The 23,305-nt window shown below is 71.3% G+C and carries 21 protein-coding genes and 1 pseudogene; 14 read left to right on the plus strand and 8 right to left on the minus strand.

Annotated elements, in window-relative coordinates; genetic code table 11:
• Nucleotides 1-5: 5 nt before the first annotated feature.
• Entirely contained in the window at nucleotides 6-1,280 is a 1,275-nt protein-coding gene (locus tag BEK98_RS39440; RefSeq protein WP_094221593.1) for a COG4705 family protein, read from the plus strand.
• Nucleotides 1,281-1,515: 235 nt separating this feature from the next.
• Nucleotides 1,516-2,349, plus strand: a complete 834-nt coding sequence (locus tag BEK98_RS39445; protein ID WP_094221594.1) for a COG4705 family protein — start codon at nucleotides 1,516-1,518, stop codon at nucleotides 2,347-2,349.
• A 799-nt stretch (nucleotides 2,350-3,148) separates the two neighbouring features.
• Here BEK98_RS39445 and BEK98_RS39455 read toward each other — a convergent pair.
• The 4 genes and pseudogenes from BEK98_RS39455 to BEK98_RS39470 form a co-directional block, all read right to left on the minus strand.
• On the minus strand, nucleotides 3,149-3,553 hold the full coding sequence (locus tag BEK98_RS39455) for an FKBP-type peptidyl-prolyl cis-trans isomerase (protein WP_094221596.1): 405 nt from the start codon (nucleotides 3,551-3,553) through the stop codon (nucleotides 3,149-3,151).
• Nucleotides 3,554-3,648: 95 nt separating this feature from the next.
• Nucleotides 3,649-4,125, minus strand: a pseudogene (locus BEK98_RS39460) (acyl-CoA thioesterase domain-containing protein); the annotation flags it as partial.
• Between the two features lie 7 nt (nucleotides 4,126-4,132).
• Nucleotides 4,133-4,459: a branched-chain amino acid transporter permease gene (locus tag BEK98_RS39465; RefSeq protein ID WP_094221597.1), complete on the minus strand. Its 327-nt coding sequence runs from the start codon at nucleotides 4,457-4,459 to the stop codon at nucleotides 4,133-4,135.
• Nucleotides 4,452-5,123: an AzlC family ABC transporter permease gene (locus BEK98_RS39470; protein ID WP_094221598.1), complete on the minus strand. Its 672-nt coding sequence runs from the start codon at nucleotides 5,121-5,123 to the stop codon at nucleotides 4,452-4,454. Before BEK98_RS39470 ends, BEK98_RS39465 begins: the two co-directional genes overlap by 8 nt.
• Before the next feature lie 26 nt (nucleotides 5,124-5,149).
• Here BEK98_RS39470 and BEK98_RS39475 point away from each other — a divergent pair, with 26 nt between their 5' ends.
• From BEK98_RS39475 to BEK98_RS39495, 5 genes are all read left to right on the plus strand, one after another.
• Nucleotides 5,150-5,524: an Lrp/AsnC family transcriptional regulator gene (locus BEK98_RS39475; protein WP_244202185.1), complete on the plus strand. Its 375-nt coding sequence runs from the start codon at nucleotides 5,150-5,152 to the stop codon at nucleotides 5,522-5,524.
• A 194-nt stretch (nucleotides 5,525-5,718) separates the two neighbouring features.
• Entirely contained in the window at nucleotides 5,719-5,961 is a 243-nt protein-coding gene (locus BEK98_RS39480) for a DUF5302 domain-containing protein (protein ID WP_094221600.1), read from the plus strand.
• Between the two features lie 567 nt (nucleotides 5,962-6,528).
• Complete coding sequence (panD, locus tag BEK98_RS39485) at nucleotides 6,529-6,948, plus strand: aspartate 1-decarboxylase (RefSeq protein WP_094221601.1); 420 nt, start codon at nucleotides 6,529-6,531, stop codon at nucleotides 6,946-6,948.
• Nucleotides 6,949-6,989: 41 nt separating this feature from the next.
• Nucleotides 6,990-7,334: a GNAT family N-acetyltransferase gene (locus BEK98_RS39490; RefSeq protein WP_094221602.1), complete on the plus strand. Its 345-nt coding sequence runs from the start codon at nucleotides 6,990-6,992 to the stop codon at nucleotides 7,332-7,334.
• Between the two features lie 33 nt (nucleotides 7,335-7,367).
• Complete coding sequence (locus BEK98_RS39495; protein ID WP_094221603.1) at nucleotides 7,368-8,003, plus strand: aspartate/glutamate racemase family protein; 636 nt, start codon at nucleotides 7,368-7,370, stop codon at nucleotides 8,001-8,003.
• A gap of 430 nt (nucleotides 8,004-8,433) precedes the next feature.
• Here the strand turns inward: BEK98_RS39495 and gndA are convergent, their stop codons facing one another.
• Nucleotides 8,434-9,873, minus strand: a complete 1,440-nt coding sequence (gndA, locus tag BEK98_RS39505) for an NADP-dependent phosphogluconate dehydrogenase (protein WP_094221605.1) — start codon at nucleotides 9,871-9,873, stop codon at nucleotides 8,434-8,436.
• A 281-nt stretch (nucleotides 9,874-10,154) separates the two neighbouring features.
• On the opposite strand from gndA, the gene BEK98_RS39510 reads away from it, so the two are divergent.
• Nucleotides 10,155-11,321, plus strand: coding sequence for a transglycosylase family protein (locus tag BEK98_RS39510; protein WP_094221606.1), 1,167 nt, complete (start codon nucleotides 10,155-10,157; stop codon nucleotides 11,319-11,321).
• Here BEK98_RS39510 and BEK98_RS39515 read toward each other — a convergent pair.
• Nucleotides 11,311-12,492, minus strand: coding sequence for a DMT family transporter (locus BEK98_RS39515; protein WP_094221607.1), 1,182 nt, complete (start codon nucleotides 12,490-12,492; stop codon nucleotides 11,311-11,313). The genes BEK98_RS39510 and BEK98_RS39515 overlap by 11 nt on opposite strands.
• Nucleotides 12,493-12,720: 228 nt before the next feature.
• Here BEK98_RS39515 and BEK98_RS39520 point away from each other — a divergent pair, with 228 nt between their 5' ends.
• The 6 genes from BEK98_RS39520 (at nucleotide 12,721) to BEK98_RS39545 (ending at nucleotide 21,571) form a co-directional block, all read left to right on the plus strand.
• Nucleotides 12,721-13,470, plus strand: coding sequence for a (2Fe-2S)-binding protein (locus BEK98_RS39520; RefSeq protein WP_094221654.1), 750 nt, complete (start codon nucleotides 12,721-12,723; stop codon nucleotides 13,468-13,470).
• A 41-nt stretch (nucleotides 13,471-13,511) separates the two neighbouring features.
• A complete protein-coding gene (glgA, locus tag BEK98_RS39525; protein ID WP_094221608.1) occupies nucleotides 13,512-14,663 on the plus strand; it encodes a glycogen synthase in 1,152 nt (383 codons plus the stop codon).
• Between the two features lie 50 nt (nucleotides 14,664-14,713).
• Nucleotides 14,714-15,934, plus strand: coding sequence for a glucose-1-phosphate adenylyltransferase (glgC, locus tag BEK98_RS39530; protein ID WP_094221609.1), 1,221 nt, complete (start codon nucleotides 14,714-14,716; stop codon nucleotides 15,932-15,934).
• Between the two features lie 134 nt (nucleotides 15,935-16,068).
• A complete protein-coding gene (locus BEK98_RS39535) occupies nucleotides 16,069-18,390 on the plus strand; it encodes a GH92 family glycosyl hydrolase (RefSeq protein WP_094221610.1) in 2,322 nt (773 codons plus the stop codon).
• A gap of 152 nt (nucleotides 18,391-18,542) precedes the next feature.
• The gene (locus BEK98_RS39540; RefSeq protein ID WP_094221611.1) at nucleotides 18,543-19,874 is read left to right on the plus strand and encodes a wax ester/triacylglycerol synthase family O-acyltransferase; all 1,332 of its coding nucleotides are present in this window, start codon (nucleotides 18,543-18,545) and stop codon (nucleotides 19,872-19,874) included.
• A 203-nt stretch (nucleotides 19,875-20,077) separates the two neighbouring features.
• On the plus strand, nucleotides 20,078-21,571 hold the full coding sequence (locus BEK98_RS39545) for an SDR family oxidoreductase (protein WP_094221612.1): 1,494 nt from the start codon (nucleotides 20,078-20,080) through the stop codon (nucleotides 21,569-21,571).
• Nucleotides 21,572-21,733: 162 nt separating this feature from the next.
• Here the strand turns inward: BEK98_RS39545 and BEK98_RS39550 are convergent, their stop codons facing one another.
• Together BEK98_RS39550 and BEK98_RS39555 are read right to left on the minus strand one after the other, a co-directional pair.
• Nucleotides 21,734-22,534, minus strand: coding sequence for an SDR family oxidoreductase (locus tag BEK98_RS39550; RefSeq protein ID WP_094221613.1), 801 nt, complete (start codon nucleotides 22,532-22,534; stop codon nucleotides 21,734-21,736).
• Nucleotides 22,535-22,689: 155 nt separating this feature from the next.
• On the minus strand, nucleotides 22,690-23,088 hold the full coding sequence (locus BEK98_RS39555) for a hypothetical protein (RefSeq protein ID WP_094221614.1): 399 nt from the start codon (nucleotides 23,086-23,088) through the stop codon (nucleotides 22,690-22,692).
• Nucleotides 23,089-23,305 lie beyond the last annotated feature (217 nt).

Consider the following 23,305-nt stretch of genomic DNA (forward strand, 5'->3'; position numbering starts at 1 on the left):
GCCGCATGACAACGACAAGCGAAGCCCGCACGCACAGCAGTGGGCGGCTGATGCTGAACAAGGTTCCCGAGGTCACCATCTGGTTCTGGGTGATCAAGATCCTGTGCACGACCGTCGGTGAGAGCTTCGCCGACTGGATCAACATGAAGCTGGGCGTCGGCCTGGTGAACACGGCCTGGATCTTCACCGCGGTGTTCGTCGTGGTCCTGGGCGTCCAGCTGCGGCTGAAGCGGTACGTCCCGTTCCCGTACTGGCTGACCGTGGTCGTTGTCAGTGTCACGGGCACGCTCTACACCGACATCCTGACCGACCAGCTCAACGTGCCGCTGTGGATCAGCTCCGCGGTGTTCTCGGTCCTGCTCGCCGTGGTCTTCGGTGTGTGGTGGCTGCGCGAGCGCACCCTCTCGATCCACTCGGTCACGACGCTGCCGCGTGAGTCGTTCTACTGGCTCGCCGTTCTCGTCACCTTCGCGCTCGGCACCGCGACCGGTGACTGGACCCTCGAGCTCACCGGGTGGAGCCCGGGGGTCTCGGTCCTGTTGCCGCTCGGCCTCATCGCGGCGATCACGCTGTTGTGGAAGTTCGGCGCGAACCCGGTGCTGTCCTTCTGGCTCGCCTACATCCTGACCCGCCCGCTGGGCGCCAACATCGGCGACTGGCTCGGCTCCCCGAAGGTCGCTCAGCCGGGCGAGCCGACCGGTCTTGCGCTGGGCACCTTCACCACCAGCCTGATCTTCCTTGGCCTGATCCTGGCGACTGTCGTCTACCTGACGGTGACGCGCTCCGACGTGACCGAGACCTACGAGGCTTCGCACACCCCGCAGATCACCGCCAACCCGCGCAGGGAGCGCATCGCCCTGGCGGGCTTCGGCCTCCTCGCCGTCGCCACGGGGGGCCTGCTGGTCTGGGCTCACAGCCAGCCGCACGTCGGCCCGGCGCCGGAGACAGACGCCACCTCCACCGTTCAACTCGCGCCTGGTCAGGCCGTGAAGAAGTTCCCGCCCGCGAAGGTCGACGCACTCAGGAAGCTCGCATCGACCTCGCTCAAGGACGCACGGTCGGGCAACGCGACCGGGGCCCACGCCGCTGCCCAGTCCCTGCGCGATCTCTGGGATGCCGACCAAGCCTCGTTGCAGCCGCTGGACAACACCGGCTGGACGTTCCTCGACGCTCAGATGGACCAGGTGCTGAAGACCTTCGGCATCGACCACCCGAACCCGCCGATGTCGCCGGCACAGCAGGAGGCTGAACTCAATACCCTCCTCACGGACATGCGCTGACGGACCTGATCGGCGGCGCCTCGCCTGGGGCCGCCGCCGATCACGCTCTTGCGAGCACGGGATCCACGACGCAATCGTCGCCGGCGCGCCCACCTGCGACCAGGAGCTGCCTGAGCTGCTGCGCGTTCCCGACGGGCGCACGGTGCCGGCGGGATGGTCCAAGGCGGACGGCGGGGCGGCGTATGCGCACGGCAGTCAGGACCCGTTCAGGTGATCCGTGACACCGTCGGGCCTCATGGCATACGAGACATCAGAGACCGCGGCGGCCTCATCGGTCGACGCCGCGGCGTCCTCGGGCCGCCGGTCCAGCCGGAACAAAGCGCCCGAGGTCACTGTCTGCTTCTGGATCATCACGACGCTGTGCACGACGGTCGGCGAGACCGCTGCCGACCTGCTCGACGAGAAGGCCGGGCTCGGCCCGACCGTTGTGTCGGTGACGACCGCCCTGCTGGCGGTCGTCATGATCGTGCAGTTCCGCACCAGTGCCTACCGTGCCGGCGTGTACTGGCCGGTTGTCATGCTGATCAGCGTCATCGGTACGCTGGTCAGTGACGATCTCACCGACAAGGTGGGTGTGCCGCTGGAGACCAGCACCACCGTCTTCGCGATCGTCCTCGCGATCGTCTTCACGGTCTGGTACCGCCGCGAGCGGACGCTGTCCATCCACAGCATCGACACCACGGGCCGTGAGTCCGCCTACTGGCTCGCCGTCCTGTTCACGTCCGCGCTCGGAACCGCCGCCGGTGACCTGGGCTCAGAGCGGATGGACTTCGGCTACTGGCTGTCCGCGGTCCTCTGCGGCCTGGTCATCGCCGCGGTGGCCCTCGCACACTTCGGGCTTGACCTGGACGCGGTGTGGAGCTTCTGGATCGCCTACATCCTCACCCGCCCGCTCGGCGTGTCCATCGGCGACTACCTCTCCCAGCCGACCGGTGACGGAGGCGTGGGCCTGGGCACAGCCGTCACGAGCGCGCTGTTCCTCAGTGTCATCCTCGGTCTGGTCGTGTACCTGGCGGTGCCCCGGAAGGACGTCGCGCAGCCGCAGCAAACCGCGCGCCACGCCGGCTGAACAGGGACGGGGCCGGCGTCCAGGATGCATTGACGCCGCCACGTCGTTGATCGTGCTCGCCTCGTCGCGGTCGCCCAACCGGCAGCGTTCCCCCCATCGCCGGGCGAGCGCCCTGCCGTACGACCGCACAAGGAGCCCCCTTGCAGCAGTCGGCAGTCCTCACCGACCTCGACGTCCCGAGCACGACGACATCATGGTGGCACTCGTCGTCCGACTCAGGTCCCGCCGCTACAACCCGTTCTTCTCCTGGTCGGTCATCTTGTCGATCAGCATGGCCGGCACCACCATGTCGGACTTCATGAACCACGATGCCAGCGCCAAGTACCTCTCCCGTAGAGGGGGCTGGTGTGGCCGTGCGCGCCGCGTGCCGGAACGCGTGGGAGCAAGTGAGTGTCGGGTCATGGGCCTTGTGGCTTCTGCGCCGTGCATGGGGTTGGCAGCGGCGGCCAGGGGGTGGGTCCGCCGAGGAGCATGCCCACAAAGGCGCCGGACAGGGTTACCGGTCCGAACCCCGGAACCGGCTGAACGAAGGGCAGAGGTATTGGCGCGGAGGCGTCTTCTCACTCGCCTCTCACCCTGCAAGTCGTAGTGTGGGGTGTTCTCCTACGAGCTGTAGGAGGATCCGGCTCCGCGGCCGGCGCGGGACGAGGAGAGGTGCGAGATGGCGGACGGCTCGAACGCCACGACGACCAGCGCCCCACGCACCAGGCTTCCGGCGCAGTCCGCCGAGCCTCGCCGCCGGCGCGGGGAACCCTGGCTCGCGACAGTCGCAGCCGCAGGGGAGGAGCGGTCAGGGGTGCTAGGCGTTGCTCCACCCGGTGGTGCTGGAATACGAGTCCAGCAGGTCCACCACGAAGACCAGGGTCGAGCCCGCCGGGATCAACGGCGAGGGCGACTGATTGCCGTAGCCGAGACGCGGGGGAACGATGATCTCGCGCCGACCGCCGACCTTCATCCCCCTCACCCCCCGGTCCCAGCCCTTGATGACCTTGCCACTGCCCAGGGCGAACTTGAACGGCTGGCCCCGGTCCCAGGAGGCATCGAACTCCTTCCCGGACTCGAAGGTCACCCCGACATAGTGGACCCTGACCACCATGCCCGGCTTTACCTCAGCCCCGTCCCCGACGATCAGGTCCCGGATGGTCAGCTCGGTAGGAGCGTCACCCTCCGGAACGTCGACCTCGGGCTTCGTCAGTTCACTCATTGCAGCCTCATCACTCTCCGCCGGAAGCCGTCGCACGGACCAGCCCGACACATGGACACCCCATGCAGCAGATGGTCACGCTACCGAGAATGCCGCGGTGCGAGCGGGCGGACGTCCAGGGAGGCGATGTAGCCGCCGGGCCAGAGGCCGGACATCGGCCACGGGGTGAGTGCCTCGGGCAGGGTGAGGCGGTCGTCGGGTCCGCCCATGATCGCGGTGGTGTCGAGGTGGGCCAGGAACCAGGCGCGGGCCCGGACGACCGGGCGGCCGGCAATCCGTACGACGGCTTCGAGGAGCTCGATGGTCCGCCCGGGACGGACGGTCTCCACCACGATCTCGCACTCGTCGAGGGCGAGACGTCCGAGGATGTCGTAACTGATCCGTGAGAGGACCAGGCCGTCGTCGGGGCCGGCGGCCCGGTGGCGGTCGAGGGCGTGGACGACGAGCCCGCCCAGCGGGCTGAAGTGCTGCTCGTCCGTGTTCCAGGCCCCGCCCGCGTGCGTCGTCGGCTTGTAGCGGTGCTCGTCGATGGGTTCGTAGTAGTTGTCGGAGGTCAACGGGCGCTCCTCCAAGAGGCGTTCAGAGAGAGTTGAGGAGGACGACGTAGAGCGTGGTACCTGCGCCGACGCTGAGGATGGTACGGCGGCGGAAGGCCAGGTGAACGACGACAGTGGCGGCGACGGCGAGCAGCGCGTACCAGGTGCCGTGCGAGTCCTTCGTGATCGTGCCGTGCAGTGCGGTCACCGCGAGGATGGCGAGGATGCCGACCGGCATCCACACCGCCAGCCGCCGTACGACCGCCGAGTCCCGCAGCCGGCCCAGCACGGCGAAGGGGACGGCGCGCAGGGCGAGCGTGATGGTGAAGACGATCGACAGGACGGCGATCAGATAAGGGGTGCTAGGCATCGGCGGCCTTCCGGGCTGTGGCGAAGTGGCGGGCCAGGAGCAGGCCGACGAACAGCAGCAGTACGGTGAACATGGCCACGGCCGGGGTGAGGAAAAGGGCGATGGTGACGCTCGCGCCCGCGAGCAGCAGGGACGGCAGCTCCTTGCGGGAGCAGAACGCATCGAGGGTGAGCACGGTGAACAGGGCGCACAGCGCGAACTCCAGGCCCTTGACGGGAGCCGGCAGGGCCGCACCCAGGGCGACGCCGAGCAGTCCGCCGCCGACCCAGTAGGTCTCGCAGGCGATCTGCATGGCCAGCAGTCGGGGTGCCGAGCGCTCGTGCTCGGGCAGGGAGGCGTTCACGGCGTACGCCTCGTCGATCATGGCGTAGACGGCGTACACCTTCGCCGCCGGTTGCTTGACCAGGTGGAGCGGGAAGTTGAACGCGTAGAAGACATGTCGGAAGTTGACCACGAGCACGGTCAGCGCGACCGCGGCGAGTGGAGTGACGCTCGCCATCATGCCGACCAGCAGCAGTTCCAGGGAGCCGGCGAACGCGGACAGGGACAGGGCGGGGGCGAGCCACCACGGCAGTCCGGCCTGCATGATCAGCAGGCCGAGCGCGATACCGAGCGGGAAGATACCCAGCCCGGCCGAGAAGGAGTCGCGGACACCCTCGGATATCTGCGTCCGGCGACCGGCCGGGCGGGGTGGCCCAGCGGGTCGGGCTGACCACCGGGCCGTGTCTGCGCCGGGTGCGGCGGCTGGAGGCCGACGGCGTCATCCGGGGCTATCGGGCCGTGGTCGACCCCGCTTCCGTGGGCCGGTCCTTCGAGGTGCTGATCGACCTCAGCCTGGAGGCGCAGGACGCGGAGACGGTCGAGCGGTTCGAGGAGACCCTGGCGCAGGCCGAGGAGGTGCTGGAACTGCGGAGGCTGTTCGGGAGCCCGGATTATTTCGTCCGCGTCGCCGTCGCCGATCTCTCCGCCTACGAGACGTTCCTCAGCCAACGGGTCATGACTATCCCCAGGATCAAGAACGTCACCTCGCACTTCACGATGAAGACCGTCAAGCCGGGCCCGTAGGGGAGGACGGGACCCGGACAGCGGCAGACGGTGGCTGATCAGCTCGGTGGCGTCGAGGGCGCCCGTCGCGACGGAGTTCATCAGCTGGGGGATGGTCAGGCCGGACGGGATGTCGGTGGTGATGTTGCCGGCGCCCCGCACTGCGCCCGGCATGACAAGCTGTGCCTGCCCACCCCCGAACCCAGGAGGTCACCATGACCGCAGAGCCCGTATCTACGGAAGGTTCGGAGCCGGCTGCCCCGGAGACGTTCTCTCTGGCGCCGGACAGCGACGGCAACTACGACCTCAAGCGCAAGTTCCGCGAAGCCCTTGCACGCAAGCGCGGTGCGCAGGCGGACGCCGCCGATGCTGCCGCCAACCCCAATGCGTCGAAAGTGCGTGCGGCGCACGGCCCGGCTGCGAGCCAGCGGTCGTTCAGGCGCAAGAGCGGCGGCTGAGTCGATCAGTTCCGGGATCCGGCCGCTTCACCAGCAGTCTGAGCGCTACCTACTCGCGCCCCGTGCAGTGGCCCGCAACGTGCGCATACCCCTGTGCACGTTGCGGGCGAGGCGTAGCCGGCGCTCGTTTAGCGGGCGCCGATGCGCCTCATGTTGAGCGTTCGCCAGGTCGACACCCGGGAAGGTGGTCGTCACCTTCCGCACCTATGTGAAGGTGGCGCCGACTGTCGCCGACGATGATCTCGGGCTTGAGATCGCATGGCGGGGTTCGGTTTGCGCAATGGTGAGGCCCGGGCGGTGGACGTCAACAACGGCGTGGCGGACGACGTCCACCCCCCCCGTGCCCGATCAGATCTGCTTCACGTAGACCAGCCCGGAAAGCGCGCAGAAGGCCCTGACACGCGAGCTCGTGCGACTGGCGCGGCGTCAGAAAGGTCAGCAGTAGGTCAGTGTGAGTCCTCAAACACCCGGCGACAGCTGACCACACATGCGAAACGTTGTAGCCTCCGAACATCGCCCTTGACCTGCAAAAAGCAGGCAGGGAGCAGATAAATCGGGAGTTTCTTCATGTTTCGTACAGTATTCAAGTCCAAGATCCACCGCGCCACCGTCACCCAGGCCGACCTGCACTACGTGGGATCGGTGACCATCGACGCCGACCTGCTCGACGCCGCCGACCTGCTGCCCGGCGAGCTGGTGCACATCGTCGACATCACCAACGGCGCCCGTCTGGAGACGTACGTCATCGAAGGCGAACGCGGCTCGGGAGTCGTCGGGATCAACGGGGCGGCCGCCCACCTCGTCCATCCCGGAGACCTGGTGATCATCATCAGCTACGCTCAGGTCACCGACGCCGAGGCGCGGGCGCTCCGGCCGCGGGTCGTGCACGTCGACGCAGGCAACCGGATCGTGGCCCTCGGTGCCGACCCGTCCGAGCCGGTGCCCGGATCGGACCAGGAGCGCAGCCCGCAGGCCGTCTCGGCCTGACCGGCCGACGAGGACGACGAGGACCAGGAGCGTGCGTGCCCATGAGTGACATCGAGATCCGTGACGACCGGGCGGCGGGCCGCCTCGAAGCCGTCGGTGACGGTGAGGTGACCGGTCACATCGAGTACTTCGTCCTCGAGTCGCCCGCGCGCGCCCTGGTCCCGGTCCACACGATCGTGGAGCCGGCCCACGAGGGCAAGGGCATCGCCGGCTCGCTCGCCCGCGAGCTGTACGCCGTGGCCGAGCGCGAGGGCATCCCGGTCGCCCCGCTGTGCCCGTACGTCGTCAAGTGGGCCGAACGCCACCCCGAGGTGGCCCCGCCGGCCGACCCGGAGCTGCTCGAGGCCGCGAAGGACTGGCTGCGCGCCCACCCCGGACGGTTCTGACCTCACCCCAGGACGAACGGATCCCGACCCGCCATGCTCGCCCTCCTGCACACCTCGCCCGTCCACGTCCCGGTCTTCGACGCCCTGCGCGACGCGGACCACCCGGACCTGGAGCTACGGCACCTCGTCGCGGAGGAACTGCTGGAGCGGGCCCGGCGGGAAGGTCCCCTCGCGGTCACGGACGACGTACGGGACGCGCTCGCCCGTGCCGCGGACGCCGGGGCGCGGGCGGTGCTCTGCACCTGCTCGACCATCGGTGCCGTCGCGGAGGCCCAGGCCGCCTCGGTCGGCGTACCGGTGCTGCGGGTCGACCGTCCCATGGCGGCCGCCGCCGTGGCCGCGGGCCCGCGCGTCACCGTCCTCGCCGCCCTGGAGAGCACCCTCGGCCCCACCGCCGACCTGATCGAGGAGGAGGCCCGCCGGGCCGCCCGCCCCGTCTCCGTCCGCACCCTGCTGGTCGACGGCGCCTGGGACCACTTCACGGCAGGCGACACGGAGCGCTACGTACGCAGCGTCGCAGCGGCCGCCGACGGCGTCACCGACGCCGACGTGATCGTCCTGGCCCAGGCGTCCATGGCCCCGGCCGGCGGCCTCACGACCGCCACGGTTCCGGTGCTGTCCAGCCCCCGCCCGGGACTGGCCGCCGCAGCAGCCGCCCGTACCCGCTGAACACACCGCCGCCGGGCGAGTGGCCGAGCGGCCCCCGGGTACGCGGGGAGTAGTCCCAGAGGCGACGCAGCGACTGCCCGGAGGACCCCCATGACAAACCCGTACCCCGACCCCGTCACACCGCCACCACCCCCGGCCCCACCGGATCCCTACCCGAGCCCGGTCCCCACACCGGAACCGAGTCCGGCACCGGAACCCCCACCCCCTCCGCCGCCCCCGGCCCCGGGCCCACCACCGGAGCCCTCACCGTCCCCGATCCCGCCGGGCCCGGAACCCGTACCGAACCCGGAACCAGGCCCACCTCTCACCTGAAAATGCCGGGCGGAACCAGCGCGCCGACAGGGGCGCGGGGAACTGCGCGACCAGCCACGACAAACCGGTACCCGCGTCGCAACAGCTCCCCCCACCCCACTAGGCGCACAAAGCCCCGCTACGCGGAAACCTCACTCCGGTCCCCACCCCACAACGTGTGGAACGACCCGTCCCGGTCCGTCCGCCGGTAGGTGTGCGCACCGAAGAAGTCCCGCTGTCCCTGCGTCAAAGCCGCCGGCAGGCGATCCGCCCGCAGCGCGTCGTAGTACGCCAGCGCCGCCGCGAAGCCCGGTGTCGGCACCCCCTGCCGAGTCGCCGCGATCAGCACCTCGCGCCAGTCGTCCTGGGCGGCGGCGATCTCCTGCGCGAAGGCATCGTCGGACAGCAGGCTCGGCAGATCGGCCCGGGCGTCGTACGCGGCACGGATCCGGTCCAGGAAGGCCGCCCGGATGATGCAGCCGCCGCGCCAGATCGAGGAGACCGCGCCCAGGTCGATGTCCCAGTCGTACTCCTCGCTGCCCGCGGCGATCTCGTGGAAGCCCTGCGTGTACGAGACGATCTTCGAGGCGTACAGCGCCTGCTCCACCTGGTCGGCGAACGCGGCCGCCTCCGACTCGCTCAGCGGGGAGGGCTTCGGCCCGGCCAGGTCCCGCGAAGCGGCCCGCAGCGCCGCGTGACCCGACAGCGACCGGGCGAACACGGCCTCGGCGATGCCGGACACCGGCACGCCCAGGTCCAGCGCGATCTGCACCGTCCAGCGGCCGGTGCCCTTCTGCTCGGCCTGGTCGACCACCACGTCCACGAACGGCTTGCCGGTCGCCGCGTCCACGTGGGACAGCACCTCGGCGGTGATCTCGATCAGGTACGAGTCCAGGCGGCCCGTGTTCCAGGTCCGGAAGATGTCCGCGATCTGCGCGGGGGAGTACCCGGCGACGTCCCGCAGCAGCTGGTACGCCTCGCCGATCAGCTGCATGTCGGCGTACTCGATGCCGTTGTGGACCATCTTCACGAAGTGACCGGCGCCGTCCGGGCCCACGTGCGTGACGCACGGCGCCCCGTCGGCCGCCTTCGCGGAGATCTTCTCCAGCATCGGGCCGAGCGAGTCGTACGACTCCCTCGGGCCACCGGGCATGATGCTGGGCCCGTGCAGCGCGCCCTCCTCGCCGCCGGAGACGCCCATGCCGACGAAGTGGATGCCCTGCTCGCGCAGCGCCTTCTCCCGGCGGCGGGTGTCCGCGAAGTGCGCGTTGCCGCCGTCGATGATCATGTCGCCGGGCTCCAGGAGCGGGGCGAACTCCTCGATCACCGCGTCCGTCGGACCGCCGGCCTTGACCATGATGACCAGACGGCGCGGGCGCTCCAGGGCCGCCACGAACTCCTCGGCGGTCTCGGCCCCGATGAAGTCCCCCTCGTGCCCGAACTCCTCCACCAGCGCCTTCGTCCGCGACTCCGTACGGTTGTGCACGGCGACCGTGTAGCCGTTGCGCGCGAAGTTCCGGGCGAGGTTGCGGCCCATGACCGCGAGGCCCGTGACGCCGATCTGCGCTGAAGTGCTCATACCGCCTGCTCCCTAGCTGCCTCGTGACTACGGCTCCGTCACTACGGACCCTCGCCCATCCTGACGTGCCGCTTCGGCGAGCGCACATCCGACCCGCCACGCATGGGTACGGACGGAAGGCGCCCCTCGCCTCAGCGTGGCCGCCGCTCGCCGCCGATCCCGCCAAGGAGGGCCGGTTCCCGGCCACTTGGTGACCACATGCGGCCGATTTGCCGTCTTGTCATGGCCTGTTCGCGGCGCTTACTTTTGCGCTCCTGACGCATGCCGAGGGGATTTCGGACATGGCCGTACGCGGCCGGCATCGCCGGTACCAGCCGAACAGGATCAACCGCGCCTCACTCACCGTCACGGCGGGCGGCGCCGGTCTCGCCATCCCGCTGGTCGCCGCCGGCACCGCGGACGCGGCCGACGCGTCCACCTGGAACAAGGTCGCCGCCTGCGAGTCCAGCGGCAACTGGAGCATCAACACCGGCAACGGCTACTACGGCGGGCTGCAGTTCACCCTGTCCACCTGGGAGGCGTACGGCGGCACCCGGTACGCGCCGCGCGCCGATCTCGCCACCCGGGACGAGCAGATCGCCGTAGCCGAGAAGGTCCTGGACGGACAGGGGCCCGGGGCCTGGCCGGTGTGCTCGGTACGGGCCGGGCTGACCCGGGGCGGCGACGCGCCCGAACTCCACACCGACGGTGCCGCGACCCGCCCGGCGAAGACCGGCCGGACCGGCTCCGTGTCGGACGTACAGCCGCAGACGACCCCGCAGTCCCGCGCCGGCCAGGCCGAGATGTACACGGTGGTGCACGGCGACACGCTCTCGGGCATCGCCGGCGAACAGCACGTCCAGGGCGGCTGGCGCCGGCTGTACGCGGGCAACCGCACCACCATAGGGTCCGATCCCGACCTGATCCTGCCGGGCCAGCGGCTCAGCCTGCGCGGCACCGCCTCCCCGGCGCCCGACACGCACACCGACAGCAAGCCCAAGTCGCCGAAGAAGAAAGCCCCTTCGGAGAAGAAGACCCACCAGCGCCCGAGCCACGGCAGCGGCCGGTCGCTCGTCGCCCCGGTGAAGGGCGCCATCGGCACCGGTTACCGCGTGGCCGGGTCGCACTGGTCGAAGGGCTACCACACCGGGGTCGACTTCCTCGTGCCGACCGGCACCTCCGTCCACGCGGCGGCGGCCGGACACGTGGTCGCCGCGGGCTGGGGCGGCTCCTACGGCTACCAGGTGGTGATCCGGCACGCCGACGGGCGCTACACCCAGTACGCCCACCTGTCCGCCATCTCCGTGCGGGCCGGGCAGAGCGTGACCGCGGACCAGCGCATCGGCCGGTCCGGGTCCACCGGAAACGTCACGGGCCCGCATCTGCACTTCGAGGTGCGGACGGGGCCCGGCTTCGGTTCGGACATCGACCCGGTCGCCTATCTCCGGGCCGGCGGCGTCAGGATCTGACCCGCGGGCGGTGCCGCTCCGGGACGGGGAACGGCAGGTGGAAGCTGGCGGACAGCGGGAGGTACGACGCCGGGAGGGCGTAGGCCGCCGAGGTGTGGCCGCCGCCCTCGTGGCCGCCGTCCGGAGCCGCCACGAGCACGTCCTCGAGGGCCGGCACGTCCGGCAGGACGCGGCTGTCGGGAAGGCGCAGCTCCTCCGCGGCGGGACCGCCCACGACCTCCACGACCTCCCCGGTCTCCGTCGGCTGCTGCTCCCGCTCCGCCGCCGACCGCTGCCGGGGCACGCTCCCGAGCACCTCTGCGGCGCCCGCCCCGGTCTCCGCGACCGGCTCCCCGGCCGGGGTGCGCTCGAGCCGCTCCGTCGTCAGCAGGATGAGACCGCCCGCGGCCACCACGCCGCAGCCCAGGGCGAGCACGGTGCCGGTGGTGTCGTAGCGGAACGTCTCGCCGAACATCATGATGCCGACCGCGGCGGCCAGCACCGGGTTGACCACGGTCAGCGTGGCCAGCGGCGAGGCGAGGCCGCCGCCCCGGTAGGAGGCCTGGGAGAGCAGGATGCCGGCGGTCGCGAACACGCCGATCACCGCGAGGGAGGGCAGGTCGCCGAGGCTGATGCCGCTGTCCCAGTCGACCGCCACGGTCTTGGTGAACACGGACGACATGCCGAAGGCTATGCCGGAGCCGGTGGCCAGCAGCACGCTGCGCACGGCCGGGTGCCGGTGCACGGCCCGGCCCGCGATCATCAGCGCCACCACCGCCCCGCCGGTGACCAGCGCGACGGCCACCCGCTGGGCCGCGTCGAGGGAGTGCGCGTCGGACGAGCCGACCAGGGACAGCAGGCCCGCGAGGCCCACCGTGGCCATGATGGCGCCGCGCCAGGCGGTCGCCCCGGCCCTGCGGCCGACGAAGAGTGCCGCCATGGGCAGGGCGAAGACGATGGTGAGCGCGCCCAGCGGCTGCACCAGGCTGAGCGGGCCGTAGGCCAGTGCCACGACGTGCAGCACGCCGCCGAGCCCGTTCAGGGCCAGCGCCGCCCACCAGCCGGCCCGGCGCAGCGGCAGGTACGACCCGTCGGCGCAGGACACCGCGACCTGCTCCTGCACGATCGCCGCGCCGGCGTAGGCGACGGCGGAGACGAACGACAGGAGCACGGACAACGCGAGGGCGCTCATCTGCAGTTCCTCCGCGGGAGGCGGGACCCGTGGGTCCGGCGCGGCGTACGGTCGGCTTCCATGGTCAACACTCTGCCCGCTCGGTCCCTTCCCGTCGTCGTACCTGAGCACGCATTGGGTCCTACTACCGATGGAGTACGCAGACCGCCCGATCATCCCCAAGGCGGGTGACCACGGGTGGACACCCCGGGGTCCGGGCCACGAACGGGCCTGGTACTAGTGCTCCTCGTGGACCTCGACCCCGAACTCGCCGCCCTCCGCCCGCTCGGCGGCTTCTTCGTCCTGCGCACCACCGGAGCGGCGGCAGGGCCGGCTTGTGCGCCTCTGCCGACCCTCGCGGAGACCTATGAAACGGGGACATCGGATGTTTACCGGAATCAGCTGACTTTCCGTGTCACCACGGTCGGGCAGCGCCTGCGCACGGATGAGCCGCGGGTCGCCGCCTCCATCAGCCAGCAGGGCCTCGCCGCCCGCCTGTGGTCCCCGGCCCTGGCCTGCGCCGCCCTGTACGGCCGCCTGCCCGACCTCGACCCCCGCCTGCTGCGCTGGGACGCCGCCGCCACCGCCCCCGACGACCTGTGGCTGACCGAGGTGCGCCCGCTGCCCGGGGACGCGGCGACGCTCGCGGACACCGTGCTGCACGGCCACCTGGAACCCCTAGGGGAGACCCTGAAGTCCCGTTACGGTGTCGCGGCCGGCCTGCTGTGGGGCAACGCCGGCTCGGCCCTCGCCGGCGCCGCCCGCGAACTGGACCGCTGGGCACGCGCGAGAGGTCGTACCGAGGTCGCGGACCGGGCCCGCGCCCTCACGGACGCACTCTTCGCCCACCCCCTCCTGCGCACCACGGGCACCCGCGCCGGAACCGCCTTCCGCCGCCGCAGCTGCTGCCTGTACTACCGCGTCCCCGGCGGCGGAGTCTGCGGCGACTGCTGCTTCACCCGGCCGCCGCGCTCTTCCCCGGACGCCGCTTCTGGGTGACCATGAAGGGGAACGTGCCGCCGGGGCAAGGGGGTTGTCGGGTGCGTGTGGGACTGCTGACCCGGGAGTACCCCCCGGATGTGTACGGTGGCGCCGGTGTCCATGTGGAGTTCCTCGCCCGGGAGCTGACCTCCCTGGTGGACCTGGAGGTGCACTGCTGGGGCGAGGGCCGTGGCGTCGGAGTCGTACGCCACCGCCCCTGGTCCGTCCTCGACGGCTCCAACGACGCGTTGCGCACCTTCTCCGTGGACCTGTCCATCGCCGCCGCCCTCGAAGGCCGCGAACTCGTCCACTCCCACACCTGGTACGCCAATCTCGCCGGCCACTTCGCCAAGCTCCTGTACGGCATCCCGCACGTGGTGACGGCCCACTCGCTGGAGCCGCTGCGCCCCTGGAAGGCCGAGCAACTGGGCGGCGGATACGCCCTGTCGAGCTGGGCCGAGCGCAGCGCGATCGAGGCCGCCGACGCGGTGATCGCCGTGTCGGGGGCGATGCGGGACGACATCCTGGCCTGCTATCCGGCGCTCGACCCGGCGAAGGTCCGCGTCGTGCACAACGGCATCGACACGACCCTGTACCGGCCGAACCGCGGCACCGATGCCCTCACCCGGACCGGCCTCGACCCCGCCCGCCCGTACGTCCTGTTCGTCGGCCGGATCACCCGCCAGAAGGGCGTGCCCCATCTGCTGCGCGCCGTACGGGACATCGACCCGCGCGCGCAGGTCGTCCTGTGCGCGGGAGCCCCCGACACACCGGAGATAGACCGCGAGTTCCGGGAGCTGTACGAGGAGCTGAGCCGGGCCCGCGAGGGCGTGTTCTGGATCCCGCAGATGCTGCCGCGCACGGACGTGATCCAACTCCTCACGCACGCGGCCGTGTTCGTCTGCCCGTCGGTGTACGAGCCCCTCGGCATCGTCAACCTGGAGGCCATGGCGTGCGGCACGCCCGTGGTGGCCTCCCGGGTCGGCGGCATCCCCGAGGTCGTCGAGGACGGCAGGACGGGCCTCCTCGTCGACGTGGACGACGACTTCGAGCAGGGCCTCGCGCGGGCCCTGGACGCCGTCCTCGGCGACCGGGACACGGCTCGGCGGATGGGCGAGGCCGGACGGGAGCGCGCGGTGGGCGAGTTCGGCTGGGACGCCGTGGCCCGGCGCACCGCCGGACTGTACGAGGAGATCCTCAAGCAGGCTTAGTCCGGTCTGCTCGGGGCAACCATGGTTCAACCAGGGTGAGGGGAGCGGCCATGCGTCGTGGTGGACCTTCGGTGCTCGGAATCGTTCTGGCGGGCGGAGAGGGCAAGCGCCTGATGCCGCTCACCGCGGACCGCGCCAAACCAGCCGTCACCTTCGGCGGCACCTACCGGCTCGTCGACTTCGTCCTGTCCAACCTCGTCAACGCGGACGTCCTGCGCATCTGCGTGCTGACCCAGTACAAGTCCCACTCCCTGGACCGGCACATCACCACCACCTGGCGGATGTCCAGCCTGCTCGGCAACTACGTCACCCCGGTCCCGGCCCAGCAGCGCCTGGGCCCGCGCTGGTACCTGGGCAGCGCCGACGCGCTCCTGCAGTCGCTGAACCTCGTGTACGACGAACAGCCCGAGTACGTGGCCGTGTTCGGCGCCGACCACGTCTACCGCATGGACCCGCGGCAGATGCTCCAGCAGCACATCGAGGGCGGCGCGGGCGTGACGGTGGCCGGCATCCGCGTACCCCGCTCGGAGTCCTCCTCCTTCGGGGTGATCACCCCGGGCTCGGACGGCCGCGGTGTCGAGCGCTTCCTGGAGAAGCCCGCCGACCCGCCCGGCCTGGCGGACGACCCCGAGTGCGTGTACGCCTCGATGGGCAACTACATCTTCTCCACCAAGGCCCTCATCGAGGCGCTGCAACGCGACGCCGAGGACAGCCAGTCCGTGCACGACATGGGCGGCTCGATCCTGCCCCAGCTCACCGGCCGCGGCGAGGCACAGCTGTACGACTTCAGCGCCAACCACGTGCCCGGCGAGACCAGCCGCGACCAGGGCTACTGGCGGGACGTCGGCACCCTCGACGCCTACTACGAGGCGCACATGGACCTGATCGCCGAGCGCCCCGCCTTCAACCTCTACAACCGCCAGTGGCCCATCTACACGCACTCCAACCAGCTCTCCCCGGCCCGGTTCAACGCGGGCGGCATGGCGAGCGAGTCCATCATCAGCGCGGGCTGCCTGATCCGCGGTCAGGTGACCCGGTCCGTGCTGTCGCCGGGCGTACGGGTCGACCCGGGCGCGGTCGTGCAGGGCTCGGTGCTGCACGACAACGTGCACATCGGCCGGGGTGCGGTGGTCCGCGGTGCGGTCCTGGACAAGAACGTCGAGGTTCCGCCCGGCGCGACGATCGGCGTCAACCCGGAGCGGGACGCGGAGCTGTACACCGTCTCCGAGGGCGGGGTGATCGCCCTGGGGAAGGGGCAGCGGGTCTCCTGACCTCCTGTCGGACGCACCGTCAGACGGCTTCCGGGCGCGACGCGTTTCGTATCTTCCTCCCGGAATGCCGGGGTTCGCATCGTTCGGCCTTCACGATGCAGGCAACGATGTCGAACCTGCGGAGGTCATGCGACATGAGAGGGACCCGGCGCACGCGGCTGTGCCTGGCCGGGGTGCTGGCAGCGTCCACGCTGATCGCCACCCCGGCCGCACGGGCCGCCGAGCGTACCGACGGCCGCCTCACCGACCTGGTCAACCCGTTCATCGGGAGCCAGAACGAGGGCAACACCTTCCCCGGCGCGGCCGTGCCCTTCGGCATGGTGCAGCTCTCCCCGGACACCGGGCACAACACCGGTTACGACTACACACAGAACCGCATCCGCGGCTTCTCGCTGGTCCATCTCTCGGGCGTCGGCTGCCGGATCGGCGGCGACCTGCCCGTGCTGCCCACCACGGGCGAGGTCACGCAGACGGACTACGCCAAGTACGCGGCGGGCTTCTCGCACACCGACGAGGAGGCGAGCCCCGGCTACTACCGCGTCGGCCTCGACTCCGGCATCCGCGCCGAGCTGACCGCGTCGAAGCGCACCGGAGTGCAGCGCTTCACCTTCCCGGCCACCGACAAGGCCAACGTCCTGCTGAACGCGGCCCAGTCGCTGCACAAGGCGGTGAGCAGCGCGGTCGAGATCCTCGACGACCACACCGTGCGCACCGAGATCAGCGGCCACGGCTTCTGCCGTGACACCGGCCCCTACACCGTCTACACGATCACCCGCTTCAGCCGGCCCTTCACCGCGTACGGCACCTGGGACGGCGCCACGGTCACCCCGGGCGCGCGCAGCGGAGGCGGCGGCGCCTACGTCCGCTTCGACGCGACCAAGGACCGTACCGTCGAGGCGACCACCGCCCTGTCGTACGTGGACGCGCGCGGCGCCGCCGTCAACCTGCGCGCCGAGGGCGGCCGGTCCTTCGACGCCGTACGGGACCGGGCCCGCGAGCAGTGGGAGCGGCGGCTCGCCGCGGTCCGTGTCGAGGGCGGCGAGCCGACCCTGCGCCGCACGTTCTACTCGTCGCTGTACCGCTCGTTCCTCGCGCCCAACATCGGCAGCGACGCCGACGGCCGCTACACCGGCTGGGACCGCCGCATCCACCGCGCGGAGCGGTTCACGTACTACCAGAACTGGTCGCTGTGGGACACCTACCGCACCCAGGCCCAGCTCCTGGCCCTGCTCGCGCCCCGCGAGGCGCGCGACATGGCGCTGTCGGTGGTGAAGGTCGACGAGGACGGCGGCTGGCTGCCCAAGTGGGGCTACGGCCCGGTCGAGACGAACACCATGAGCGGCGACCCGGTCACCCCGTTCCTGACCACCGCCTACCAGATGGGCCTGCTCAAGGGGTTCGAGGAACGTGCCTACCGGGCGCTGAGGAAGAACGCCGACGGGGTGCCGCCCGCCGGCTACCCGGGCGTCGGCCGAGAGGCCAACGCCGAGTACATCGCGCACGGCTTCGCGCCCTACGACAAGAGCCACCCGCTCGCCAAGATGGGCGACTCCGACTACCACCACGGTGCCTCCGTCACCCTGGAGTACGCCCTCGCCGACGCCGTGCTCGCCCAGATGGCCCGGGGCCTCGGCCACACCGACGACGCGGCCCGCTACGCCGCCCGGGCGCAGAGCTACCGGACCGTCTTCGACCCCTCCACCGGCTTCTTCCGCGCCCGGGACGTGTCCGGCGCCTTCACCGGCTCGGCCGATCCGGCCCGCGGCATCGGCTTCCACGAGGGCACCGCCTGGCAGTACCAGTGGCTCGTCCCGCAGGACCTGCCCGGCATGATCGGGCTCATCGGCGGCGACCACGCGGCCAACGACCGCCTGGACTCCTTCTTCGCCTACGACCGGCTGCTGGCCGACCCCGAGAAGACCGCCCGTGAGGTGTGGGTGCACGGGGACGCGTACGACTACTACAACGCCGACAAGTACAACCCGATGAACGAGCCCGACCTCATCGCGCCCTACACCTACCTGTCCACCGGGCAGCCCTGGAAGACCACGGACGTGGTCCACGCGGCGCTGACCCTCTTCACCGACGGACCCACCGGCATGACCGGCAACGACGACCTCGGCACCATGTCCGCCTGGAACGTGCTGTCGTCGATCGGGCTCTTCCCGATCCAGCCCGGCTACGACACCTGGGGCCTGTCCACCCCGGTCTTCGACCGTGTCGACCTCACCCTGAACCGCCGCTTCTGGCCCGGCGGCCGGCTGACCGTCACCGCGCCCGGCACCTCGGCGACCGACCGCTACGTCCAGGCCGTCCACGCGGACGGGACACCGCACGCGCGGACCTATCTGACGACGGACGCGCTGCGCTCCACGCGCACCCTCGCGTTCACGGTCGGCCCGCGCCCGTCCGAGTGGGGTACGTCACCCCAGGCGGCACCACCGGTGCTGAAGTGACCTCAGGAGTCTCCTGAATCCCGCCCCTCTCACAGGGGCGGGACTTAATCTGCTGTTAACTGAGCGTAGCCTGATCGTACTTGACCGTAATCGGCTGACGCGCTTTGACTGTTTCCCTGCACCTCCACCCGTCGTCGACGCGAGGCAAGCCCTTGACTTCCGATCTGCTCGCTCCCCTCGACCTGGCGTTCTGGAACATGGAGTCCGAACGGCACCCGATGCACCTCGGCGCGCTCGGCGTCTTCACCGCGCACTCGCCCACCGCGGGCGCCCACGCCGCCGACCTGCTCGCCGCGCGGGCCGCCGCCGTGCCCGGTCTGCGCATGCGCATTCGGGACGTCTGGCAGCCGCTCGCCTTCGGCGGCGCCACTCGCGAGACCGATCCGGACTTCGACCCGCTGAACCACGTACGGCTGCACGCCCCGACCGCCGACTTCCACGCGGACGCGGGCCGGCTGATGGAACGCCCGCTGGAGCGCGGCCGGCCGCCGTGGGAGGCGCATGTGCTGCCCGGCGAGGACGGTGTGTCCTTCGCCGTGCTGTTCAAGTTCCACCACGCCCTCGCCGACGGGCTGCGCGCGCTCAAGCTCGCCGCCGGCGTCCTGGACCCGGTCGACCTGCCCGAGCGCGGCCCCCGCGCCATCGAGCCGCCGCGCACCCTGCTCTCCGACGTGCGCCGGCTGCCCGCACGCGTCCCCGAGCTGGTCAAGGGCACCCTCTCCGACGTGGGCAGGGCCCTCGACATCGGCGCCTCGCTGGCCCGCTCCACCCTCGGCATGCGCCCCTCGTCCGCGCTGACCTCCGCGCCCAGCGGCACCCGCCGCACCGCCGGGGTCGTCCTGGACATCGACGACGTCCACCGGGTCCGCAAGAGCGTCGGCGGCACGGTGAACGACGTGCTGATCGCCGTCGTCGCCGGCGCCCTGCGCCGCTGGCTGGACGAACGCGGCGACGGCAGCGCGGGCGTCGCCCCCCGCGCCCTCATCCCGGTCTCCCGGCGCCGCCCGCGCGCCGCCCACCCACAGGGCAACCGGCTCTCCGGGTACCTGATACGGCTTCCGGTGGACGACCCCGATCCGCTCCGTCGGCTCGACACCGTGCGCACGGCGATGGTCCGCAACAAGGACGCGGGCCCCAACCGGGGCGCCGGCGCGGTCGCCCTGCTCGCCGATCATGTGCCCGCGCTCGGCCACCGGCTCGGCGGGCCGCTGGTCGGGCAGGCCGCGCGGCTCTGGTTCGACATCCTGGTCACCAGCGTGCCGCTGCCGGGGCTCGGGCTGAAGCTCGGCGGGCACCAGCTCACCGAGGTGTTCCCCTTCGCCCCGCTCGCCCCCGGCCAGTCCCTGGCGGTCGCGATCTCCACGTATCGCGGCCGCGTGCACTACGGGCTCGTCGCCGACGCGCGGGCCGTGCCGGACCTCGACGTGTTCGCGCGGGCGGTGTCGGACGAGGTGGAGACGTTGCTGTCCGTCTGCGAGCACTGAGCACCCGGCCTCCGGCCGGGTATGGGGTCCCACCCGCACCACCCGCACCACCCGTGCGGCTCTCGTCGCCGGGGTGCGGGTGGCCCCGGTGGGGCTGCTCGGAACCGCGTTTGGTGGTATGGCACCCTGCTCCGTAAAATTCCCCGTTCGAAAGCGGGCGCGAGTCGGAGCGCTGCGCGGGTGATCAGGGAAGCGGCAGCGCGATGACGGTGACAGAGGACGGCCCCACGGCCACGGACGAGGTCGTGTACGGCCCCGGCATCGACCCGGAGCGCCTGGCCGTCTGCCTCAGCGTGCTCGATGAGCTGGACACGCTGGAGGTCGACCACCCCGACGCCATCGCGGTGCGCCGGGCCACGGCCGGCATCTACCGCACGGTCAAGCAGCGCCGCCGCCAGGAGCGCCGGGCCGCCAAGACCGCCCACGACAAGGCGGTCACCGAGGCCACCGCGACCGGCTCCGCCCAGCGCATCGACGACGAGACCGAGGGCATCCTGCCGTCGTCCGTCACCGAGGCCGGCAAGATCGCGGGGATACTCCAGCGCCCGCGCTCCTGCTACACCTGCAAGACGCGGTACGTGGAAGTCGACTACTTCTACCACCAGCTCTGTCCCGACTGCGCCGGTCTGAACCGCGCCAAGCGCGACGCCCGCGTCGACCTCACCGGCAAGCGCGCCCTGCTCACCGGCGGCCGCGCCAAGATCGGCATGTACATCGCGCTGCGCCTGCTCCGCGACGGCGCGCACACGACCATCACCACGCGCTTCCCCAAGGACGCCATCCGCCGCTTCAAGGCGATGGAGGACTCGGCCGAGTGGCTGCACCGCCTTGAGGTCGTCGGCATCGACCTGCGTGACCCGGCGCAGGCCGTGGCCCTCGCCGACCAGGTCACCGCGGCGGGTCCGCTCGACATCCTGATCAACAACGCGACGCAGACCGTGCGCCGCCTGCCCAGCGCGTACGCGGCCCTGGTCGAGGGCGAGAGCGCCCCGCTGCCCGCCGGGGAACTCCCCGCCCACCACGTGATCGGTGCCTTCAACTCCGGCGCGGTCGACGGCATCGCCGCGCTGCCCATCGGCACCAGCGGCCTGGACGCCCAGAAGGTCGCCGACCTCGCGCTCGTCGCGGGCAACGCCAGCGTCGCCCGGCACCTCGACGGCACCGCCATCGACGCGGGCGGCCTCGTCCCCGACGTCGTCGACACCAACACCTGGGTGCAGACCATCGACCAGATCTCCCCGGTGGAGCTGCTCGAGACCCAGCTGTGCAACTACACGTCGCCGTTCATCCTGATCAGCGCTCTGCGCCCGGCCATGGCCGACGCGGCGAAGAAGGCGGTCAGCGGGCGCTCGTACGTCGTCAACGTCTCGGCGATGGAAGGCGTCTTCGGCCGCGGCTACAAGGGTGCCGGGCACCCGAACACCAACGCCGCTAAGGCTGCCATGAACATGGTCACGCGGACCAGCGCCGAGGAGATGTTCCAGACCGACGGCATCCTGATGACCTCCGTCGACACCGGCTGGATCACCGACGAGCGTCCCCACTTCGACAAGCTGCGCCTGGCCGAGGCCGGCTTCCACGCGCCGCTCGACCTGGTGGACGGCGCGGCCCGCGTCTACGACCCTGTCGTGCGCGGCGAGCAGGGCGAGGACGTGTACGGCGTCTTCCTGAAGGACTACGTGCCCGGCAAGTGGTGAACCGGGGTCGGAAAACCGGTGGTCCGACGGGCCGCCGGTGATCTACCCTCCCAGAGTCGTGCCGGGGTGCCCGGTGCGCAGGCGACGCGTTCTTCGTGGTTGAAATCCTCTTGCAGACCCCAGCGGGACTGCGGCCCTTCGGGGGCCGGCTCGCGCCGCCGCCTAGACCTCGGGCACCCCACGCAGACGTTCGTGCACGGCGTACGCCCCGGCCCCGGAAGCGGCCCGCACCCGCGTCCCGCCGTCCACCAGCAGATCCGCCCCCGTGATCCACTCGGCCGCGTCCGAGACCAGCCACACCACGGCGCGTGCGACGTCCTCCGGCTCCCCGATCCGCCCGAGCGGCAGTCCCGCGGCCACCTCCGCCTCGCCCGGCTCCCACACGAACCGTGCCATCTCCGTGCGGACGAGCCCGGGGGAGACGGAGTTGACCCGCACCCGGGGCGCGAGTTCCCCCGCGAGCTGCTGGGTGAGATGCAGGAGGGCCGCCTTCGTGGTGCCGTACGCGCCCACGCGGGGCCCCACATGCGCGGCACCCTCCGTGCACACGTTGACGACGGCTCCGCCGTGTTCCCGCATCCAGCCCCGCCAGGCGCACTGCACCAGCCGCAGCGGTGCCTCGACGTTGACCGCGAACGCCTCCCGCCAGGCCTGGGCGCCGGCCTCCATCAGCGGCCCGTACGGCCGGTTGGTCGCCGCGTTGTTGACGAGGACGTCCAGCCGCCCGAACTCGCGCAGCACCAGATCCGTCAGCTCCTCGGGATGCCCCTGGTCGGCCACGCTCCCGGCCAGCCCGATCCCGCCCAGCTCGGCGGCCGTGCGCCGGACCTCGCCCGCGTCCCGCGCGGTCACACACACGAGCGCCCCGGCTTCGGCGAGCGCCCCGGCGACGGCACGTCCGATCCCACGTGTCCCACCGGTGACGACTGCCGCCCTGCCCGTGAGCCCGGACGACGTGGTCATCTCCGTACCGTCTCATGACGGCCCGTCAGAAACCAGGGGTGCGCACCGAAGGGGCGCGGGGCTGTGTCGATGTGCGGCTCCGCCGCGTGGGCGCGACCAGCCACGACGACGCAGCGGACAACCGACGGCCCGTTGTGGCCCCCGCGGCGCAGCGCTTACGCGCCGAGTCGGGAGTGCCGGGCCGCGATCAGCTCCAGTACGGTGCGCCAGTCCTCCAGCACCCCGGCGTCGAAGCCCGCGGTGCGGCCCTCCTCGGCGGCCTGGCGCAGCCGCAGCAGATCGTCGTCGGCGGGACCGGTGGGGTGGGAGGCCCCGCGCACCAGCCGGAACACCCGCTCGCCGAGCAGCGGGCGTACCGCGGCGGCCGCGCTGCGGGCCCGCCCGGCCTCGTCGCCCGGGCTCAGCACCGGCCCGATGCCGTGGACCAGCCCCGCCACCTGGAGCTCCTTGTCGGCGGGGCGGCTGCGGCGCAGCAGCGCGGCGGTTCGCAGCGCGTGCTGGTGCCGGCCGGCATTCAGCAGATCCATCAGCTCCTCGACACTGCGCAGCTCCATGCGTCAGTCCTTCCGGGAGACGGCCGTTGCCCTCCGCCACCAGATCATGGCGAGCTTGCGGCCCGGCCAACGGCACCTGAACTGCGCCGCATGTCCGCCGAGTGGGTGAATCGCTCCGACGGCCGGGTGATGCACTTTATGACAAATAGACCCATATTGGGGGGCATTGAGAGGGCGAATGACGTCCGATAGTTACACCTTGTTTGCACTCCCTATC

This window comes from Streptomyces diastatochromogenes, from assembly GCF_002242805.1.
GTDB classification, from domain to species: Bacteria; Actinomycetota; Actinomycetes; order Streptomycetales; family Streptomycetaceae; genus Streptomyces; species Streptomyces diastatochromogenes.